The following is a 16,423-nucleotide window of genomic DNA, read 5'->3' on the forward strand; positions in this document are numbered from 1 at the left end:
GTCATCCCGCCCGGTCTCAATTGGGCGGGGCGGTGGGACTGTTCGGCCCGCCCACGGTGGAATTGGGCACATCGTTCGGTGTCGTCACCGTTTGTCTGCCGTCCCCGTCACCATCGGTCAGCACGGCCACGCCTACCACGGCCGCCACGCCTGCGGCCACAGGCAGGATGTCGCCCAGCAGGCTGCCGTCGTTCGCCCGCTCCACCGTGGCGGAGACGCGATCGATGATCCGGCCAAGCCCTGCGTCGCTGATCTGGAAGGGGCCGATGGGCGGGGCACCGTTGCGCGGGATGAACGCGGCCATGCCGGGGCGGTCGAGCCGCACGGTGACCCCTGCCGCCGTGACGTCGGCCAGGCCGGGGGTCAGGCCGCCTGCCGTGCCGGGGCCGCGCAGCACCACCAGAGTTGCCTCGCGCTCGCTGGCGTTGTTGCCGCCGCCCACGGCGGGCTCGTTGCGGGCAATGGCGCGGGCGTGTTCGCCCACCAGCATGTCGAGCGCAGTGCCGCGGATGCCGATGCGGCCCGATGGCGTATCGATATCGGCGCTGTTGCCGCTGGCCTGCCGCCCGCTGAGGAAGCGCAGCGCCCCTTCCAGCAGCGTGGCCGCCAGCGAGCGGCTGGCGGCGGGATCATAGACATAGCGGTCTATCCGCAAGGTCGAGCGCGGGCCCACGCCGAAGGTGGTGCGATCTAGCAGCAGGATCTGCATCTGCGCGCCGTGGCCGGTGCGGATCTGGTCACCCCAGGAAAGGCGGCGGCCCAGCGCCACACGCTGCGGGCGGGTTATCACGGCGTTGGTCAGGTTGACCTCACCCACAACGCTGGCGGCGGTGCCCACCTGCTGTTGCTGCGCCACGGCAGGGGTGGCGAGCGCGAGGAGCGCCACGGCGGCAAACAGGGCGCGGGTCATTTCGCGGCTCCCGTTCCGGCGGCGCGGCAGCGGGCCTCGGCATTGGCCAGGATTGCTTCGCCATCGCGGCGGCGCTCGGCCAGTTCGCGGGGTTTCAGGCGCGCCAGTTCCAGCAGGCCGCCCTGCTTGTCGTCCACCTCGCACAGGTAGAGTGCGTGGAGCAGGCGCGAGCCTTGCGAGCGGGGGTTTACCGCCAGCACCCGGTCCAGCGTAGCCAGCGCCTCCAGCCAGCGCCCCTCGGCCGCCTGCTGCTGGGCAAGGGCGGTTCCGGCCTCCTCCTGCTGCGAGGCAGTGGCGAGGGCGTCCAGCTCGTCAAGCGACTGGGCATTTGCAGGGGCAGCCAGCAGCAGGGCCAGCAGCGGGGCCAGCACGGCAAGCGGGCGTAAACAGGCGGCGATCATCGGCCTCCCTCCTCCGTGGCGGAGAGTGCCACACTTGCCCTACACGCGGCAAGCGCCGGCCGTCAGTTGACGGCGTCGCTGACCGAGGAATTGACCTCGCTGTACTGGGTGCTGATCGTATCGCCCAGGTTGGCATAGGCCGTGACGGCGGCAAGGCCGACCAGCGCGGCGATCAGCGCGTATTCGAGCGCAGTGGCCCCGCGCGTATCGCGCAACAGGCGGCGGAAGGGGGCACGGATCATCGGCTTGGGTCCCGGAGACGCTGGAGTGGTTCCCCGCGCCTTACCCGGCCAGGCCTCGCCAGCCCCCTCCCGCAACCCTACGTAGTGCTGCGGTGGCGGGCCCGGTTACTGCACGGCGGCGGAAACCTTGCTGTCCACGCCCTCGAACTTGGCCTGCACCCCTGCACCCAGGGTATCCATGCCGGTCAGCGCCGCCATCGCGATCAGGCTGGCGATCAGGCCATATTCGATGCCGGTCACGCCGCGCGTATCCTGCGCCAGCCGGCGCCAGAAGCTCTTGCGAAAAAAGATCATGTCTCGCATCCCCAAAGTCTCGCGACCCCCAATTGTCGCCTAACGGGGGTGAAACAGGCCCGGTTAGCGGCGGGTTGCCGCTTGTGGTGAGGGGATGGCCTTAACCCGCTTTACACCACGTTTGTCCGGGCACGGTGCCGCTCAGGGCTTGCGCGCGGAGACCAGCGAGTAATAGCCGCCGCCGGTGCGCACCGCCTGCACGTCCACGAAACCCGCTTCCTCCAGGATGGCGCGGAATTCGGGCAGGGAATACTGCTTGCCCAGCGTGCCCAGCAGCATCAGCAGGCTGAAGGCGGCGGCATGCCAGGGGCCGGCCAGGTCATCGTTCATCAGGATTTCGGACAGCAGGATGCGGCCGCCGCTGGGCAGGGCGGCAAAGCTTTTCTTCGCCAGCAGCAGGTTGGTTTCCTCCGACCAGTCGTGGAACACGTTGGCGAAGAAGTGGGCATCGTGGCCGGTGGGCCAGTCCTCCTCGAACATGTTGGCGGGGTTGGTCTTCACCCGGTCCGACAGACCGGCGCGGGCGACATAGCCTGCCGCCTCGGCGCACATCTCCTTCAGGTCCAGCAGGGTCACGGCAAGCTGCGGGTTCTCGCGGGCAAAGGCGATGCCATAGACGCCCGATCCGCAGCCAACGTCCATCACGCTGCCGATCTCGCGGAATATACTCTGCACCGCCGCCCCCTTGGCCGGGGCCATCGAATGGGCGTGCATGAAGGCGGCGATCTGGCGGGCGGTCTCGGCACTCATCGTGCCGCGCTCCCATTCCGGGCCGCCGGATACGGCATCGGCCGGGCGCTTACCGGTGCGCAACGTTTCCAGCAGCTTGGCGTGGAGCGGCTCGGTCTGGCGGAAGCGGGCGATGAACCCGCCCCAGTAGCCTTCCGCTTCCGGGTGCAGCCAGGTGCGCGCGGCGGGGGTGGCCAGCCACCTGCCGTCCCGCTTTTCGACGAGACCGCTGGAGGCGAGCGCACCCAGATGGATGCCGAGGGCACGGGCGTCCACCCCGATCGCGGCGGCCAGATCCTCGGTGGTCAGCGGGCCGTTGCCCAGCGCGCGAAAGGTGCCCACCTCGTCCGCCACGGTGGCCACCGGCAGGCGGAACTGCGCCTCCCACATGTCCCAGATCAGCCGGTCGTCGGTGCTTGGCGGCAAGGGCCCCATCGTATCTCTCCCCCAACTCGAATCGCTTCGGTTGATTTTGTCCGCAGGCTATTGTTCCTGCTTGCGTAGCGCCAGTGCGCCGTTGCATGTTTCTAACAGACGTTATGATAGGGTTGGGAGAGAAGACAATGGCCAGTGTCCTGGAGAACGATCCGGAAGCGGGCGCGCGCGAGGTGCGGGCGATGATGCGCTATGTCGATCCGGGCGATTTCATCACCCGCCGCTATGTCAGCCAGGGTGAGGAGATCAACACCGGCACCTATTCCGACCACGAGGTGACGATCCGCGACGGGATGCCGGTGCGCTATCACTTCTCGCTGGATACCCACGGCTTCGTGATCGCCCGCAGCCGCAGCGCTGTGGCCGATTTCCATGACAAGGCGCAGGTCGATGCCCTGTACGAGCGCGAGGTGGAGCGCGAGGTGCTGCGGCTGACGGGCGCGGACAAGTGCGTGGCGCGCGGCTGGATGATCCGCACCAGCGCCGACCTGTCCGCAGTGAAAGCGCAGAAGGTGGCCGGCTACCAGCATTCCGGCGGCACGCAGCCCCCGGCGGGCGAGGCGCACGTGGACATCAACACCCCCACCGCGCGGCGCATGGCCGAGGCGACCTATGCCAAGCACTTCCCCCACGGGCCGGGTTTCAAGCGCTTCCTGATCAGCAGCTTCTGGCGCACCTTCAGCCCGCCGCCGCAGGACGTGCCGCTGGCGATGATGGACGGGCGCTCCAGCTTTGGCGGCGAGGAGAAATCGAACACCCTCTACATCGTCGACGAGTTTCCCGTGGGCGATGCGCTGCCGGCACCCGATCCGGGCGAGGGCGAGCGGCTGGCGGCGACCATCTTCAGTCATCACCCCGGCCACCGCTGGTGGTATTTCAGCGGCATGACGGCAGACGACGCGCTACTGTTCAAGTTCCACGACAGCGACCATTCGGTCACCTGGCGCTGCCCCCACTCGGCCTTCCGCGACAGCAGCGCTCCGGGCGCCAACATCCGGGAAAGCATCGAGTGCCGCAGCGTGGCGTTCTGGGAATAGCAGTCCGGCAATCAATTGCCTTTGTCAAAATCCCCTAAGTGACAGATTTAGCAAAGGTGCGAGGTTGCTTTTGTCCTCGCTTGCAATCGATTGCGGCTGTCCTTATGCTTTCCCGCAGAAGCACCCCGTCGCTGGATGACGAGGGTGCCGATTGGGAGGAACAACATGAACACCAGGCGAATTCTCGCGGCTTCCGTCGCGCCCCTTGCGCTCACCATCGCCCTTGCGGCGCCCGCTGCCGCGCAGGATAGCGATGCCGCCGAGGCGGCGCGCAACGACCAGCCGCCGGTCATCATCGTCACCGCCTAGCGGCGCGAGGAAGACCTGCAGGACGTGCCGATTGCCGCCACCGCGCTGTCGGGTGACATGCTGGACGACAAGGCGGTGGAACGCCTGGCCGACCTGCAATTTGCCGCCCCCTCCGTATCGATCACCGACCAGGGCCTGACCCAGTCGGTCAACCTGCGCGGCATCGGCATCGCCAGCGGCTCGCCGGCAGTGGCCAACGGCGTGGCGCAGTATATCGACGGCGTATTCCAGCCGCCGATCATCACCTCGTCCACGTTCTATGACATCGCCACGATCGAGGTGCTGCGCGGGCCGCAGGGCACGCTGGTCGGCTCGAACTCCACGGGCGGGGCGATCTTCATCAACACCCGCAACCCCGAACTGGACGCGATCGGGGGCTATGCCGAAGCCCATTATGGCAGCTATGATGCCTATGGCGTGGAAGGGGCGATCAACCTGCCGCTGGCGCAGGACGTGGCAGTGCGCGTGGCCGGCACCACCCGCTGGCGCGACAGCTATTACACCGATGTCGGCCCCTTCGCCAACGAGCCGGGCGCGCTGGACGAGCAGGCCGTGCGCGTGGGCCTGCTGTGGGAGCCGGAGAACTTCCGCGCCCTGGCCAAGGTTGAATGGATCGACAAGAACACCGGCGGCTATGCCTATCGCCCGATCGCCGGCACCACCTTTGCCAATGCGCGGCGGGCCGATTACCGGCTGTTGTCCTACAACGCCCCCACGCTCAACAACGAGCGCGCGTTCCACTCCAGCCTTGAACTGCGCTACGAGCTGGGCGACGGGATCGTGCTGCGCTCGGTCAGCGGCTACCTCAACAAACGGATCAACAATCTTTACGACCTGGACGGGTCCGATCGTGCCTCGACCAGTGATCCGGCGGCCAGCTTCGTGCAGGTCTCCGACCAATTCGTGCGCGAACGGCAGATCACCCAGGAATTCAACCTGATCTCGCCCGATGAAGGGCCCTTCACCTGGATCCTGGGCGGCTATTTCCAGCAGAACAAGATCGACGTCATCATCGAGAACCGCAGCGGCGATTTCGTGGGCGATCCGGTGGATATCCTCAACTTCCAGGACAAGCAGACGCTGGGCGTGTTCGCGCAGGTGGGCTTCGAACTGTCGCCGCAGCTCGAACTGCAGGTGGGCGGGCGCTATTCGGCCTATGACGTGACCAGCGAAGGCAGCGTGACGATCGGATCGGAAGGGCCGGTGTTCGGCCCCAACGGCCTGGTGGTGGCCAACCTTGCCGGCGCTCATGACGATGGCCGCGCCACGGGCAAGGTGGCGCTCAACTGGACGCCCAACGTGGACCACAACTTCTACGCCTTCGTCGCGCGCGGCTACAAGCCGGGCGGGGCCAACAACGCCACGTCCGAATTCGGGCCGGAAACGGTGATGGATTACGAACTGGGCTGGAAGGGCAGCTTCCTCGACAACCACCTGCGCACCCAGGTGGGCGCGTTCTACATGGATTACAGCGATTTCCAGTTCGACGCGCTGGAGCCGCTGACCGGGCAGACCGGGGTGATCAACATCGCCAATGCCACGATCAAGGGGCTGGAATTCCAGGCCCAGGCCAACGTGGGCGGGTTCGGCTTCGATGCGGGCCTCGCCTATGTCGACAGCTCGCTGGACGAGGTGGTGATCGTCAACCAGCGCACCCTGCCGCAGATCGGCCAGCTCGGGCCGCAGTGCCCCACGGGCACCGCGTCCAACCCGCCGGTGTGCTTCAACTATGCGCCGTTCCAGGTAACCGCCGGGGGCGGGCCCAACCTGTTCTCGCCCAAGTGGTCGTACAACTTCGGCCTGCAATACGAGATCTGGCTGGAAGGCGGTTCGCTGACCCCGCGCATCAACTATGCCTATGTCGGTTCGCGCTGGACCAACCTGCTGTACAACCCGGCGCTGGACTTCCTGCCCGGGCGCGGCTTGCTGTCGGCCCAGTTGACCGCCGATTTCGGCGACTATTCGATCGAACTGTATGGCACCAACCTGGCGGGCAAGGACTATGTCAGCGGCCAGTCGGGCAACAACGAGTTCTATGGTGCGCCCAGCGAAGTGGGGGTGCGGGCGCGGATCGACTTCTGATCCTTGCCTGTCGGTGACGGGGAAGGGGCCGGACCTGCCGACCCCTTTCGCCGCTCAGTCGAACAGTTCTTCCAGGAACGATTTCTTGCGCTTGGGATAGCCGCGCCGGTCGGGCCGGTAGTGGTCGTGGCCATAGGCCTGCTGCTGCGGCGGCGGGGCGGAGGAATAAGGGGCTGCGCGCGGGGTGACCAGCGGGGCCACGTCGTGTTCCACCGTGCGCTGGATGATCTTGTCGAGCTCGCCGCGATCGAGCCACACGCCGCGGCACTGCGGGCAATAGTCGATCTCCACCCCCTGCCGCTCGCTCATCACGAGGGCAACTCGGCATACGGGGCAGGGCATTCCGGCGGCGGGATTGGTCATCGGCAAGGGTCTCCTCGGTTGGCTGCTTCCAAACCGGGGTGGCCGATGCTGGCGGGGCGGGGGAACCAGGGAGCCGAGCCATCATCGGGTCACCCCGATGCGGTCCGACATCACGATGTTCCCATCGCCAGAGGGGCCCGGCCCGCACCCTCAATATGGGGGCGTGCCAGGCGTTCGCAAGAGCCGGAAAACCGCAGCGGCCGGATCATGCGCGGGCCAGCGGCACCGCAGGTCCCGGCACGGGTGACAAAGGCCACCCTTTCACTTGGCGTTCATCACCGCGCTGGTTATAGGCTGGCGGCATGAGGCATTCCAAGATCCTGTCCGTGGGCCTGCTGGCCGTGTCCGCCCTGGCCCTGTCCGCCTGTGCCGGCCGCGGTGGCGGGACCAACGAGCGTGAGACGCAGTACGTCGCGCGGGACGTGGAAACGCTGTACAATTCGGCCAAGGCCCGGATGGACCGCGGCGACCTGACCGTGGCCGCCGCCCTGTTCGACGAGGTGGAACGCCAGCACCCCTATTCGCCCTGGGCCCGCCGCGCCCAGTTGATGAGCGCCTTTGCCTATTACGCCAGCCGCAACTACAACCAGTCGATCCAGTCGGCCACGCGGTTCATCTCGATCCACCCGGGCAACCGCGATGCGCCTTATGCCTATTACCTGATCGCGATGTGCTATTACGAGCAGATCAGCGACGTCACGCGTGACCAGGCAATCACCCTGCAGGCCCAGCGGGCGATGAACGAGATCATCCGCCGCTACCCGCGCAGCGAGTATGCCGCCGATGCCCGCATCAAGCTGGACCTGGTGAATGACCACCTGGCCGGCAAGGAAATGGAAATCGGCCGCTTCTACGAACGGTCGGGCCACTGGCTGGCGGCGCAGTACCGCTTTCGCGAGGTGGTGGAGACCTACCAGACCACCAGCCACACACCCGAGGCACTCTATCGCCTGACCGAGACCAGCCTGGCGCTGGGCCTGCCGGTGGAAGCGCAGCGCTATGCCGCCGTGCTGGGGGCCAACTATCCGGGCAGCGAGTGGTACCAGAAGGCGTTCGACCTGATGCAGGAACACGCGCCTGCCGTAGCAACCGCCGGATAATCCGCTTTTGTTCCGCCGCGGCGATTGCGCTGCGGTGCGCGCCGCCTTAAGTCTGCGGGCCTTGCCATGCTGACTCACCTGGCCATCCGCAATGTCGTGCTGATCGAGGCGCTGGACCTGGCTTTCGGGCCGGGGCTGGGCGTGCTGACGGGCGAGACGGGGGCGGGCAAGTCGATCCTGCTCGATGCGCTGGGGCTGGTGCTGGGCAACCGCGCCGAGACAGGCCTGGTGCGCGCCGGGGCGGACGGGGCCTCAGTTACCGCCACCTTCGAATTCGCCGCCCTGCCTGCCGCCGTGGCCGGTCCTCTTGCCGAAGCCGAGGTGGAACTGGAACCGGGCGAGCCGCTGCTGATCCGCCGCACCATCAAGGCTGACGGGGGCAGCAAGGCCTTCATCAATGACCAGCCGGTGGGCGTGGCCCTGCTGCGAGAGATCGCCGGGGCGCTCGTGGAACTGCACGGCCAGCACGATGATCGCGGGTTGGTGAACCCCCGAGGCCACCGCCTGCTGCTTGACCGGTTCTGCGGCGGCGACGTCGATGGCGTGACCGCCGCCCATGCCGCCTGGGCCGATGCCGTGACGCGCCTCTCTGCGGCAAAAGCGGCCATCGCCAAGGCCAGCGCCGACCAGGACCTGCTGCTGGCCCACCTGGAAGAACTGACCGCCATGCAGCCCGAGGAAGGCGAAGAGGAGCGCCTGGCGCTCGCCCGGGCCGACATGCAGAAGGGCGAGCGGCTGGCGGATGACCTGCAGGACCTGCGGACCTACTGGGACGGGTCAAACAGCGCATTGGCGCAACTGCGCGCCGCCGCCCGCAAGCTGGACCGGATTGCCGACCAGCATCCCGTGCTGGCCGAAGCACTCGCCAGCCTTGACCGCGCCGTGATCGAGGCGGGCGAGGCGGAAGACTCCCTGCGCCGCGCAGCCGAGGCCATGGAGTTCGATCCGCAGGAGCTGGAGAACGCCGAGACCCGCCTGTTCGAACTGCGGGCGCTGGCCCGCAAGCACGATTGCCGGGTGGATGACCTGCCGCGCGTGATGCGCGAGATGCGCGCGGCGCTGGATGCCATCGAGCATGGTGAGGCCGACGTTGCCGCGCTGGAGGCGGAAGTCGCCAGCACCCGCCAGGTCTATCTGGCGCGGGCCGAGGCATTGCACGCCACGCGCGTTTCGGGCGCGCTGCAACTGGATGCTGCCGTGGCGGGCGAACTCGCCCCGCTGAAGCTGGACGCCGCCCGCTTCCGCACTGCCGTGACCCTGCTGGACGAGGACCGCTGGGGCGCGGGCGGCATGGATACGGTGGAATTCCTGATCGCCACCAACCCCGGCGCGGACTTTGCGCCCTTGGGCAAGATCGCATCGGGCGGCGAACTGTCCCGCTTCATCCTGGCGCTGAAGGTGGCGCTGGCGGAAAAGGGCGGGGCCGCCACGGTGATCTTCGACGAGATCGACCGCGGCGTGGGCGGGGCGGTAGCCAGCGCCATCGGCGAACGGCTGGCGCGGCTGGCTGGCCAAGGGGAAGAGGGGGGCGGGCAACTGCTGGCCGTCACCCACAGCCCGCAGGTGGCCGCACGCGGCGGCACGCACTACATGATCGCCAAGAGCAGCGAGGGGACTGTCACGCGCACCTCGGTGGCGCTGTTGGACAGTGCGGGGCGGCAGGAGGAGATCGCCCGGATGCTCAGCGGCGCGGAGATTACGCCAGAGGCGCGCGCCCAGGCAGACCGGCTTCTGGAGGGGGTGTGATGACAGTCCCTAAGCAGTTTTCGGCAAATTACATTCCGATAAAGTACTTTCTCTCCTCATTTCGTGCCTTGAGCGATGGACGTGGCGGAATAAGACACCTCAAGCATCTGCTCACACAGCCCAACTTTTTGCTTTCTGAGTGGAAGATCGTTTGGATCGGAACATGCACCACGCTCCGCAGCGCAATCGACCTCTTTAGAGTCGATAGCCGCTCATGCCTAGACTCCCGAATCCGCGATGAAATCAATGTTGAATGGAAGCTGATCAAGGCCGATCCCAGCAAGCACCAAATATACTGGGAATTTCTAAAAAAAGAGCGCGACAACATCATTCACGAATATAAGTGGTCCGCTTACGAGGCATGGCTTTCTCCTGACGGCGAGGTTCAGGCTCCGCCGTCCATCCTGGGAGGTTTACTCGGAAGAGGAGACGGTTCACCCATCATCTTAATGCGTAACGGCTTTTACAAAGGCCAGGATTCTTGCAATTTGCTCGAGCAGGCTGCCGACTGGGTCCAAGATCGAATTTTCGCAGCGATAGGTCGAGCGGGGTATGATCCAGACGAAAAGCGCGGAGCTTCAAATTTTGAGAGAATGCCTGAGACGAATCTAAAGATAATCGGTCCTCTTGCGGCTCAATTCAATGCCAAAGCCTGAAATCACCGAAGCCGATGCCGCCAACGAACTGATGCGGCTGGCGAAGCAGATCGCGCATCATAATCGGCTGTACCACGCCCATGACGCGCCGGAGATTTCCGATGCGGAGTTTGATGCGCTCGTCCGCCGCAATGCCGAGCTGGAGGCGGCTTTTCCGCACCTGATCCGCGCTGACAGTCCGTCGCAGGCAGTGGGGCACGAAGTGGCCGCGTCACCGCTGGGCAAGGTGGCGCACGAGGTGCGCATGATGAGCCTCGACAACGCCTTTGCCGACGAGGAGGTGGCCGATTTCGTCGCTCGCGTGCGGCGCTTCCTGGCGCTGGCCGATGATGCCCCGGTGGCGATCACGGCGGAAGACAAGATCGACGGCCTTTCGTGCTCGCTGCGCTATGAGAACGGCGTGCTGGTGCGCGCCGCCACGCGGGGTGACGGGCAGGTGGGCGAGGACGTGACTGCTAACGTGGCCTACATCGCCGACATTCCGCAAAATCTGCACGGCCAAGCCCCGGTGGTGTTCGAAGTGCGCGGCGAAGTTTACATGGAAAAGCAGGCTTTTGCCGCGCTCAACGCGCAGCAATCCGCCAGTGGCGGACGGCTGTTTGCCACCCCGCGCAATGCCGCCGCCGGATCGCTGCGCCAGAAGGACGCCAGCGTCACCGGCCAGCGCCCGCTGCGCTTCCTGGCGCACGGCTGGGGCGCGGCAAGTGCCCTGCCGGCAGAGACGCAGCTTGAAGTGATGCAGGCCATCGCCGGCTGGGGTCTGCCGATCTCGCCCGACCTGGTGCTGTGCCATTCGGTGGAAGAATTGCTGCAGCATTACCGCAGCATCGGCCAGCGGCGGGCCGGGCTGCCCTATGACATCGATGGCGTGGTCTACAAGGTCAACCGGCTGGACTGGCAGGCGCGGATGGGCTTCGTGGCCAAGGCCCCGCGCTGGGCCATCGCCCACAAGTTCCCCGCCGAGCGGATGGAAACAACCGTGGAGGCGATCGACATCCAGGTGGGCCGCACCGGCAAGCTGACCCCGGTGGGCCGCCTGGCCCCGGTGCTGGTGGGCGGGGTCACCGTCACCAATGTCACCCTGCACAACCGAGACGAGATTGCCCGACTTGGCCTGCGGGTGGGCGACCGGGTGGTGATCCAGCGCGCGGGCGACGTGATCCCGCAGGTGGTGGAAAACCTGACGCGAGAGGTGGAGCGGCCCGCCTACCGCTTCCCCGACCATTGCCCCGAATGCCACAGCGAAGCCGTGGCCGAGGAGGGCGAGGTGGACGTGCGCTGCACCGCCGGCCTCATCTGCCCGGCGCAGCGGACCGAGCGGCTGAAGCATTTCGTCTCCCGCGCGGCGATGGATATTGACGGGCTGGGTGACAAGACGATCGACGAGTTCTTCGCCCTGGGCTGGCTGGAGAGCCCGGCCGATATCTTCCGCCTTCGCCGGCGGCGTAGCGAGATCGTGGGCCGTGAAGGGTGGCAGGACAAGTCTGTGGACAACCTGTTGGCCAGTATCGAGGCGCGCCGCAGCCCCGATGCCGCGCGGCTGCTGTTCGGCCTGGGCATCCGCCACGTGGGCGCGGTGACGGCGCGCGACCTCCTGAAGCGGTTCGTGACGCTGGAGGCTTTGCGCGAGGTGGCCCAGCAGGCCCATACCGGCGATGCCGAGGCGCTGGCCGAACTGACCAGCATCGACGGCATCGGCCCCGCCGTGGTCGAGGCGCTGGGCGATTTCTTTCACGAGCCGCACAACGTGGCCGTGTGGGAGGACATCCTGCGGGAAGTGACCCCGCCGCCCTATGTGGTGGAGACGAAGGCCAGCGCGGTCAGCGGCAAGACTGTGGTGTTCACCGGCAAGCTTGAAACCATGAGCCGCGACGAGGCCAAGGCCCAGGCCGAACGGCTGGGCGCACGCGCTGCCGGCTCGGTCTCCGCCGCCACGGACCTGCTGGTGGCGGGCCCTGGCGCGGGGTCCAAGCTGAAGAAGGCGGCCGAGCTGGGCATCGAGGTGATCGACGAGGCCGCCTGGGCGCAGATCGTGGCCGAAGCGGGCTGATCGTTCCTCAGGCAAACGTTTTCTTGTCGGACAAATAGTGTTAGCCCCGCCCGAAAAGGGGAGAGGGACATGGCACAGGCACCCGTGGCGGCAGGCTTGGAGGCCGCCACCTATCGCAAGGTGGCGCGGCGGCTGCTGCCGATCCTGTTCGTGGGCTATTTCGTGGCCTACCTGGACCGGGTGAACGTGGGCTTTGCCAAGCTGCAGATGGCCGGCGACCTGGCCCTGAGCGATGCGGTCTACGGCGCGGGGGCGGGGATCTTCTTCCTGGGCTATTTCCTGTTCGAAGTGCCCAGCAACCTGTTGCTGCGGCGGATCGGCGCGCGCATCTGGATCGCACGGATCATGATCACCTGGGGGCTGATCTCGGCCGCCTTCGCCTTTACGGGGATGATCCACTGGGGTCCGGTGGCGCCGCTGTTCGGCCTCAACGATGCGGAATTCACCTTCTATTTCCTGCGCTTCATGCTGGGGCTGGCCGAGGCGGGGTTCTATCCCGGCGTAATCCTGTATCTCACCTTCTGGTTTCCCGCAGCGCGGCGGGCGCACATCATCGCCCTGTTCATGTCGGCCATCGCCTTTTCCAACATTGTCGGCTCGCCGGTATCGGGTGCGATCATGCAGTTCATGGACGGGCTGGCGGACTGGCGCGGGTGGCAGTGGCTGTTCGTGGTGGAGGGCATTCCTTCCGTGCTGATGGGGCTGGTGGTGCTGGCCGCGCTGCCCGATGGCCCGCACAAGGCCCGCTGGCTGGCCGATGACGAGCGCGCTCTGGTGCTGCAACGGCTGGCCGAAGAGGAAGACGGCAAGGCCGCGCGCGGCACCCGGCACGGCGTGGCGGACCTGTTCCGCGATGTGCGCGTGTGGCTGTTCGCCTTCGCGTTCTTCTGCCTCAACGCCGGGTTCTATGCCTTGAGCTTCTGGATGCCCACGATCATCCAGGAAGTGGGGCTGGCCCCCGATGACTACTTCGGCGTGGGCCTGCTCAGCATGATCCCGTGGAGCGTGATCGCCCTGGTGATGATCTACTGGGCGCGCCATTCGGACCGGACGGGCGAGCGCACCTGGCACGCGGTCAGCGGCTCGCTTACCGCCTGCGCGGGCATGCTGCTGCTGGCCTTCGGCGGCGGGCACGTGGCGCTGGCGCTACTGGCGCTGGCGATGGTGGGGGCAGGCGTGCTGTGCTGGCAGACGATCTATTGGTCGTTCCCCACCAGTTTCCTGTCGGGCGCGGCGGCGGCAGGCGGGATTGCCCTGATCAACGCGCTGGGCAACCTGGGCGGCTTCTTCGGGCCGGACCTCATCGGATCGATCCGCGATGCCAACGGGGGGGATAGCACCATGGCCTTCGTGGTGCTGGCCGGGCTGGCGGCGACCAATGCCGTGCTGACACTGGTGCTGTCACGCATGGCCGGGCCGGGCTGGCAGGGGCAGGGCGCGCTCATTCCCGCTGGCAAAGCCGGCGTGGAGGCGTAAAGGCGCGGCTGTGATGCGAATCGCCCTGCCTCACCGCCGACACCTGGCCATGCTGCTGCTGGCAGTAGCCCTGCTGGTGCGCGCCGTGGTGCCGCAAGGCTTCATGCTGGAGCGTGGCGGCGAAGGCGTGACCATCGCCATGTGCAATTCCGACATGACGATGACGATCCCGTTCAAGGACGGGAAGGGCCCCAAACAGGCGGACAGCAAGGCCGACCCTTGCGCCTTTGCCGGGCACCAGAGCGCCGCCGCCCCGCCCGAGGGCGTAGCCCCGCTGCCGCTGCCGCTGCTTGCTCCGGCGCCCTATGACGCGGTGCGTGAACGCGCCCTGTCACCCGCCAGCCCGCACCACCTGCCGCCTGCAACGGGGCCGCCGCACCTCGCCTGACACGACCGCCACGGCAATTGCCCGTCCTGCCCTTGCGGCATGATCCGGCCACTTGACCACGCTCACGCTTGTCGAGACGAGATTTTGCATGACTTTCCAGACCTTTTTGCGCTGCGCCAGTGCGCTGGTGCCTGCCACGCTTGCGGCCACCCCCGCCGTTGCCCAGCAACAGACCGCTGACATCGCCACCGACGTCATTGTCGTCACCGCTTCGCCCAAGCCTGACGAGACCACCGACATCATCGACGCCCCGCGACAGATCGCGCTGCCGGCCGATGCCGTGGCCATTGCCGCCCGGGCACCGGGGGCAGCGGCCGTGGGCAACGGCGCGCTGTCGGGCCAGCTCAGCTATCGCGGGCTGTTTGGTGAGCGGGTGACCGGCACCATCAACGGCCAGCGCTTTGCCACCGGCGGTCCCAACGCGATGGACCCGCCAATGCACTATGCCCCTTCGATCCTGGTCGAGAGCATCGCCATTGCGCGCGGTGTGTCGCCGGTGTCCGATGGCCCGGCCCTGGCTGGTGCGATCGATGCACAATTGCTGCAGGCCCACTTTGCCGGCGGTTCCGGCGTGGAGGTCCACGGCCAGGCGGCAGCCCAGTATCGCAGCGTCGATGAAAGCCATGCCGCCGGCGGCCTGCTGGCCCTGGCCACCTCCACCGTCCGGCTGGGGGTTATCGCCAGTCGCGAGGAAGGCAGCGACTACCGCTTTGCCGGCGGCAGGGCTGGCGGCACGTCGTTCGAACGCACCCTGTACGGCGTTCACGGCGGCATCCGGCTGGGGCAGGGCGAACTGTTTGCCGAGTACCGCCGCAGCGAAACCGATCCTTCGGGCAACCCGCCGTTCGCGCTGGACATCGTCTATTTCAACACCAACTTCTTCCAGGCCGGCTGGCGTGGCGATCTGGCTGACAATGTGGGCCTGCAGGTGCGCCTTGGCCGGGTCACCGTGGGCCACCTGATGGACAACCAGACCCTGCGCCGCCCGGTTGCCGCCGTGCCTCGGGCCAGCTTTGCCCAGGCCGATACCACCACTGCCGATGCCAGCCTGCGGATCGGATCGGCGGGTCGCCATATCCTGCTGGGCGGCGATGCCGAGTGGATCGACAAGACGGTGGTCATCACCAACCCGGCCAACGCAGCCTTCAGTATCACGGCCCAGCCTCTGTCGCAGGGGGACCGTGCCGGCGGTTTCATCCAGTGGCGGCATGGCAGCGGACAGGTGGAATGGGAGCTGGGCGCACGCCTTGATCGCACCCGCCAGCGGGTTGCCACGCCCGTGCTGGGCACCGCGGTCACGGGTGGCCCGGTGACACTGGCCAATGCCTTTGCCGCCAGTGCCCGCCGGGCAGGGGATACCACCGTGGATGCCGCGCTGCGTATCTGGCTGCCGGGTGACGAGGTTACTCCGCGCCTGAACCTGGCGCGCAAGACCCGCGTGCCCAGCCTGCTGGAGCGCTTCGCCTGGCTGCCGACCGAGGCCAGCTATGGCCTGGCCGATGGCAACATCTATGTGGGCAACCAGGCCCTGCGGCCGGAAGTGGCGTGGATTGCCGAGGCCGGCTTTGATCTGGACAGCGGCCCGGTGACCATGCGCCCCACGTTGTTCTATCGCCGGATTGACCATTACATCCAGGGCACGGCGTTCGATGCCTCGCCGGGGGTCATCAACAGCCCGGTGGAGATGGTCGCCAGCATGAACGGCGATGCCACGCCGTTGATGTTCCGCAACACCGATGCCCAACTTTACGGGCTGGATTTCGATTTCAGCGCTAGGCTGACCGATCACCTGCAGGTTGATGGCACCAGCAGCTGGGTGCGCGGCAAGCGGCGTGATACGGTGGACAATCTCTACCGCGTGCCGCCCCTGTCGCTGCGCCTGGCGGCGCTGTGGCAGGCCGAGCGCTGGACGCTGGGCGCGGAAATGACCGCTGCGGACAACCAGCGCATGGTCTCTGCCACCAATGGCGAGACGCCCAGCGACGGCTATGCCGTGTTCGGCCTGTTCGCCAGTTACGCCCTGAGCAGCGCTATCCGGCTGGAGGCGGGTGTCGAGAACCTGTTCGACGCGTTCTACCAGCCGCATCTTGCCGGGCTCAACCGCGTTGGTGTGTCCGATGTTCCCCTGGGACAGCGCCTGCCCGGTGCCGGGCGCGGCCTGTGGGCGCGGGCCAGCGCCAGCTTCTGAACCAGATCATCCCATTA

16 protein-coding genes are annotated in these 16,423 nt (G+C 66.9%); 10 read left to right on the top strand and 6 right to left on the bottom strand.

Annotated features, from left to right (window positions below; translation table 11 throughout):
- Nucleotides 1-16: 16 nt before the first annotated feature.
- From GRI99_RS07885 to GRI99_RS07905, 5 genes are all read right to left on the bottom strand, one after another.
- Nucleotides 17-910, bottom strand: a complete 894-nt coding sequence (locus GRI99_RS07885; protein WP_160771468.1) for a FecR domain-containing protein — start codon at nucleotides 908-910, stop codon at nucleotides 17-19.
- Nucleotides 907-1,311: a hypothetical protein gene (locus GRI99_RS07890; RefSeq protein ID WP_160771469.1), complete on the bottom strand. Its 405-nt coding sequence runs from the start codon at nucleotides 1,309-1,311 to the stop codon at nucleotides 907-909. The genes GRI99_RS07885 and GRI99_RS07890 overlap by 4 nt, the downstream gene beginning before the upstream one ends.
- A gap of 62 nt (nucleotides 1,312-1,373) precedes the next feature.
- Nucleotides 1,374-1,553 carry a Flp family type IVb pilin gene (locus tag GRI99_RS07895; RefSeq protein ID WP_160771470.1) on the bottom strand — a complete coding sequence of 60 codons (180 nt, stop codon included), beginning with the start codon at nucleotides 1,551-1,553 and terminating at the stop codon, nucleotides 1,374-1,376.
- A 105-nt stretch (nucleotides 1,554-1,658) separates the two neighbouring features.
- Nucleotides 1,659-1,847, bottom strand: a complete 189-nt coding sequence (locus GRI99_RS07900) for a Flp family type IVb pilin (protein ID WP_160771471.1) — start codon at nucleotides 1,845-1,847, stop codon at nucleotides 1,659-1,661.
- A gap of 141 nt (nucleotides 1,848-1,988) precedes the next feature.
- Nucleotides 1,989-3,011: a methyltransferase gene (locus GRI99_RS07905; RefSeq protein ID WP_160771472.1), complete on the bottom strand. Its 1,023-nt coding sequence runs from the start codon at nucleotides 3,009-3,011 to the stop codon at nucleotides 1,989-1,991.
- A 128-nt stretch (nucleotides 3,012-3,139) separates the two neighbouring features.
- Between GRI99_RS07905 and GRI99_RS07910 the strand changes: the two genes are divergently transcribed.
- The 3 genes from GRI99_RS07910 to GRI99_RS07920 all read left to right on the top strand — a co-directional run bounded on the left by GRI99_RS07910 (nucleotide 3,140) and on the right by GRI99_RS07920 (nucleotide 6,439).
- Nucleotides 3,140-4,048 carry a CmcJ/NvfI family oxidoreductase gene (locus GRI99_RS07910; RefSeq protein WP_160771473.1) on the top strand — a complete coding sequence of 303 codons (909 nt, stop codon included), beginning with the start codon at nucleotides 3,140-3,142 and terminating at the stop codon, nucleotides 4,046-4,048.
- A gap of 165 nt (nucleotides 4,049-4,213) precedes the next feature.
- The gene (locus GRI99_RS07915; protein WP_160771474.1) at nucleotides 4,214-4,357 is read left to right on the top strand and encodes a hypothetical protein; all 144 of its coding nucleotides are present in this window, start codon (nucleotides 4,214-4,216) and stop codon (nucleotides 4,355-4,357) included.
- A gap of 24 nt (nucleotides 4,358-4,381) precedes the next feature.
- Entirely contained in the window at nucleotides 4,382-6,439 is a 2,058-nt protein-coding gene (locus GRI99_RS07920) for a TonB-dependent receptor domain-containing protein (protein ID WP_160771475.1), read from the top strand.
- 54 nt (nucleotides 6,440-6,493) lie between these two features.
- Here the strand turns inward: GRI99_RS07920 and GRI99_RS07925 are convergent, their stop codons facing one another.
- The gene (locus tag GRI99_RS07925) at nucleotides 6,494-6,802 is read right to left on the bottom strand and encodes a TFIIB-type zinc ribbon-containing protein (RefSeq protein WP_160771476.1); all 309 of its coding nucleotides are present in this window, start codon (nucleotides 6,800-6,802) and stop codon (nucleotides 6,494-6,496) included.
- A gap of 302 nt (nucleotides 6,803-7,104) precedes the next feature.
- Between GRI99_RS07925 and GRI99_RS07930 the strand changes: the two genes are divergently transcribed.
- The 7 genes from GRI99_RS07930 (at nucleotide 7,105) to GRI99_RS07960 (ending at nucleotide 16,406) form a co-directional block, all read left to right on the top strand.
- Nucleotides 7,105-7,902 (top strand): outer membrane protein assembly factor BamD, encoded by a 798-nt coding sequence (locus GRI99_RS07930; RefSeq protein ID WP_160771477.1) that lies wholly within the window; start codon nucleotides 7,105-7,107, stop codon nucleotides 7,900-7,902.
- Nucleotides 7,903-7,968: 66 nt separating this feature from the next.
- Nucleotides 7,969-9,648 (top strand): DNA repair protein RecN, encoded by a 1,680-nt coding sequence (gene recN / locus GRI99_RS07935; RefSeq protein WP_160771478.1) that lies wholly within the window; start codon nucleotides 7,969-7,971, stop codon nucleotides 9,646-9,648.
- Nucleotides 9,648-10,304, top strand: a complete 657-nt coding sequence (locus tag GRI99_RS07940; RefSeq protein WP_160771479.1) for a hypothetical protein — start codon at nucleotides 9,648-9,650, stop codon at nucleotides 10,302-10,304. Before recN ends, GRI99_RS07940 begins: the two co-directional genes overlap by 1 nt.
- On the top strand, nucleotides 10,291-12,354 hold the full coding sequence (gene ligA / locus GRI99_RS07945; RefSeq protein ID WP_160771480.1) for an NAD-dependent DNA ligase LigA: 2,064 nt from the start codon (nucleotides 10,291-10,293) through the stop codon (nucleotides 12,352-12,354). Before GRI99_RS07940 ends, ligA begins: the two co-directional genes overlap by 14 nt.
- Nucleotides 12,355-12,423: 69 nt before the next feature.
- Nucleotides 12,424-13,830, top strand: a complete 1,407-nt coding sequence (locus GRI99_RS07950) for an MFS transporter (RefSeq protein WP_160771481.1) — start codon at nucleotides 12,424-12,426, stop codon at nucleotides 13,828-13,830.
- Nucleotides 13,831-13,843: 13 nt separating this feature from the next.
- Nucleotides 13,844-14,218, top strand: coding sequence for a hypothetical protein (locus GRI99_RS07955; RefSeq protein ID WP_160771482.1), 375 nt, complete (start codon nucleotides 13,844-13,846; stop codon nucleotides 14,216-14,218).
- A gap of 88 nt (nucleotides 14,219-14,306) precedes the next feature.
- Complete coding sequence (locus tag GRI99_RS07960) at nucleotides 14,307-16,406, top strand: TonB-dependent receptor plug domain-containing protein (protein WP_160771483.1); 2,100 nt, start codon at nucleotides 14,307-14,309, stop codon at nucleotides 16,404-16,406.
- The last annotated feature ends 17 nt before the right edge of the window (nucleotides 16,407-16,423 follow it).

Origin of the sequence: Alteraurantiacibacter buctensis, assembly GCF_009827655.1 — a bacterium.
Classification (GTDB): Bacteria; Pseudomonadota; Alphaproteobacteria; order Sphingomonadales; family Sphingomonadaceae; genus Alteraurantiacibacter; species Alteraurantiacibacter buctensis.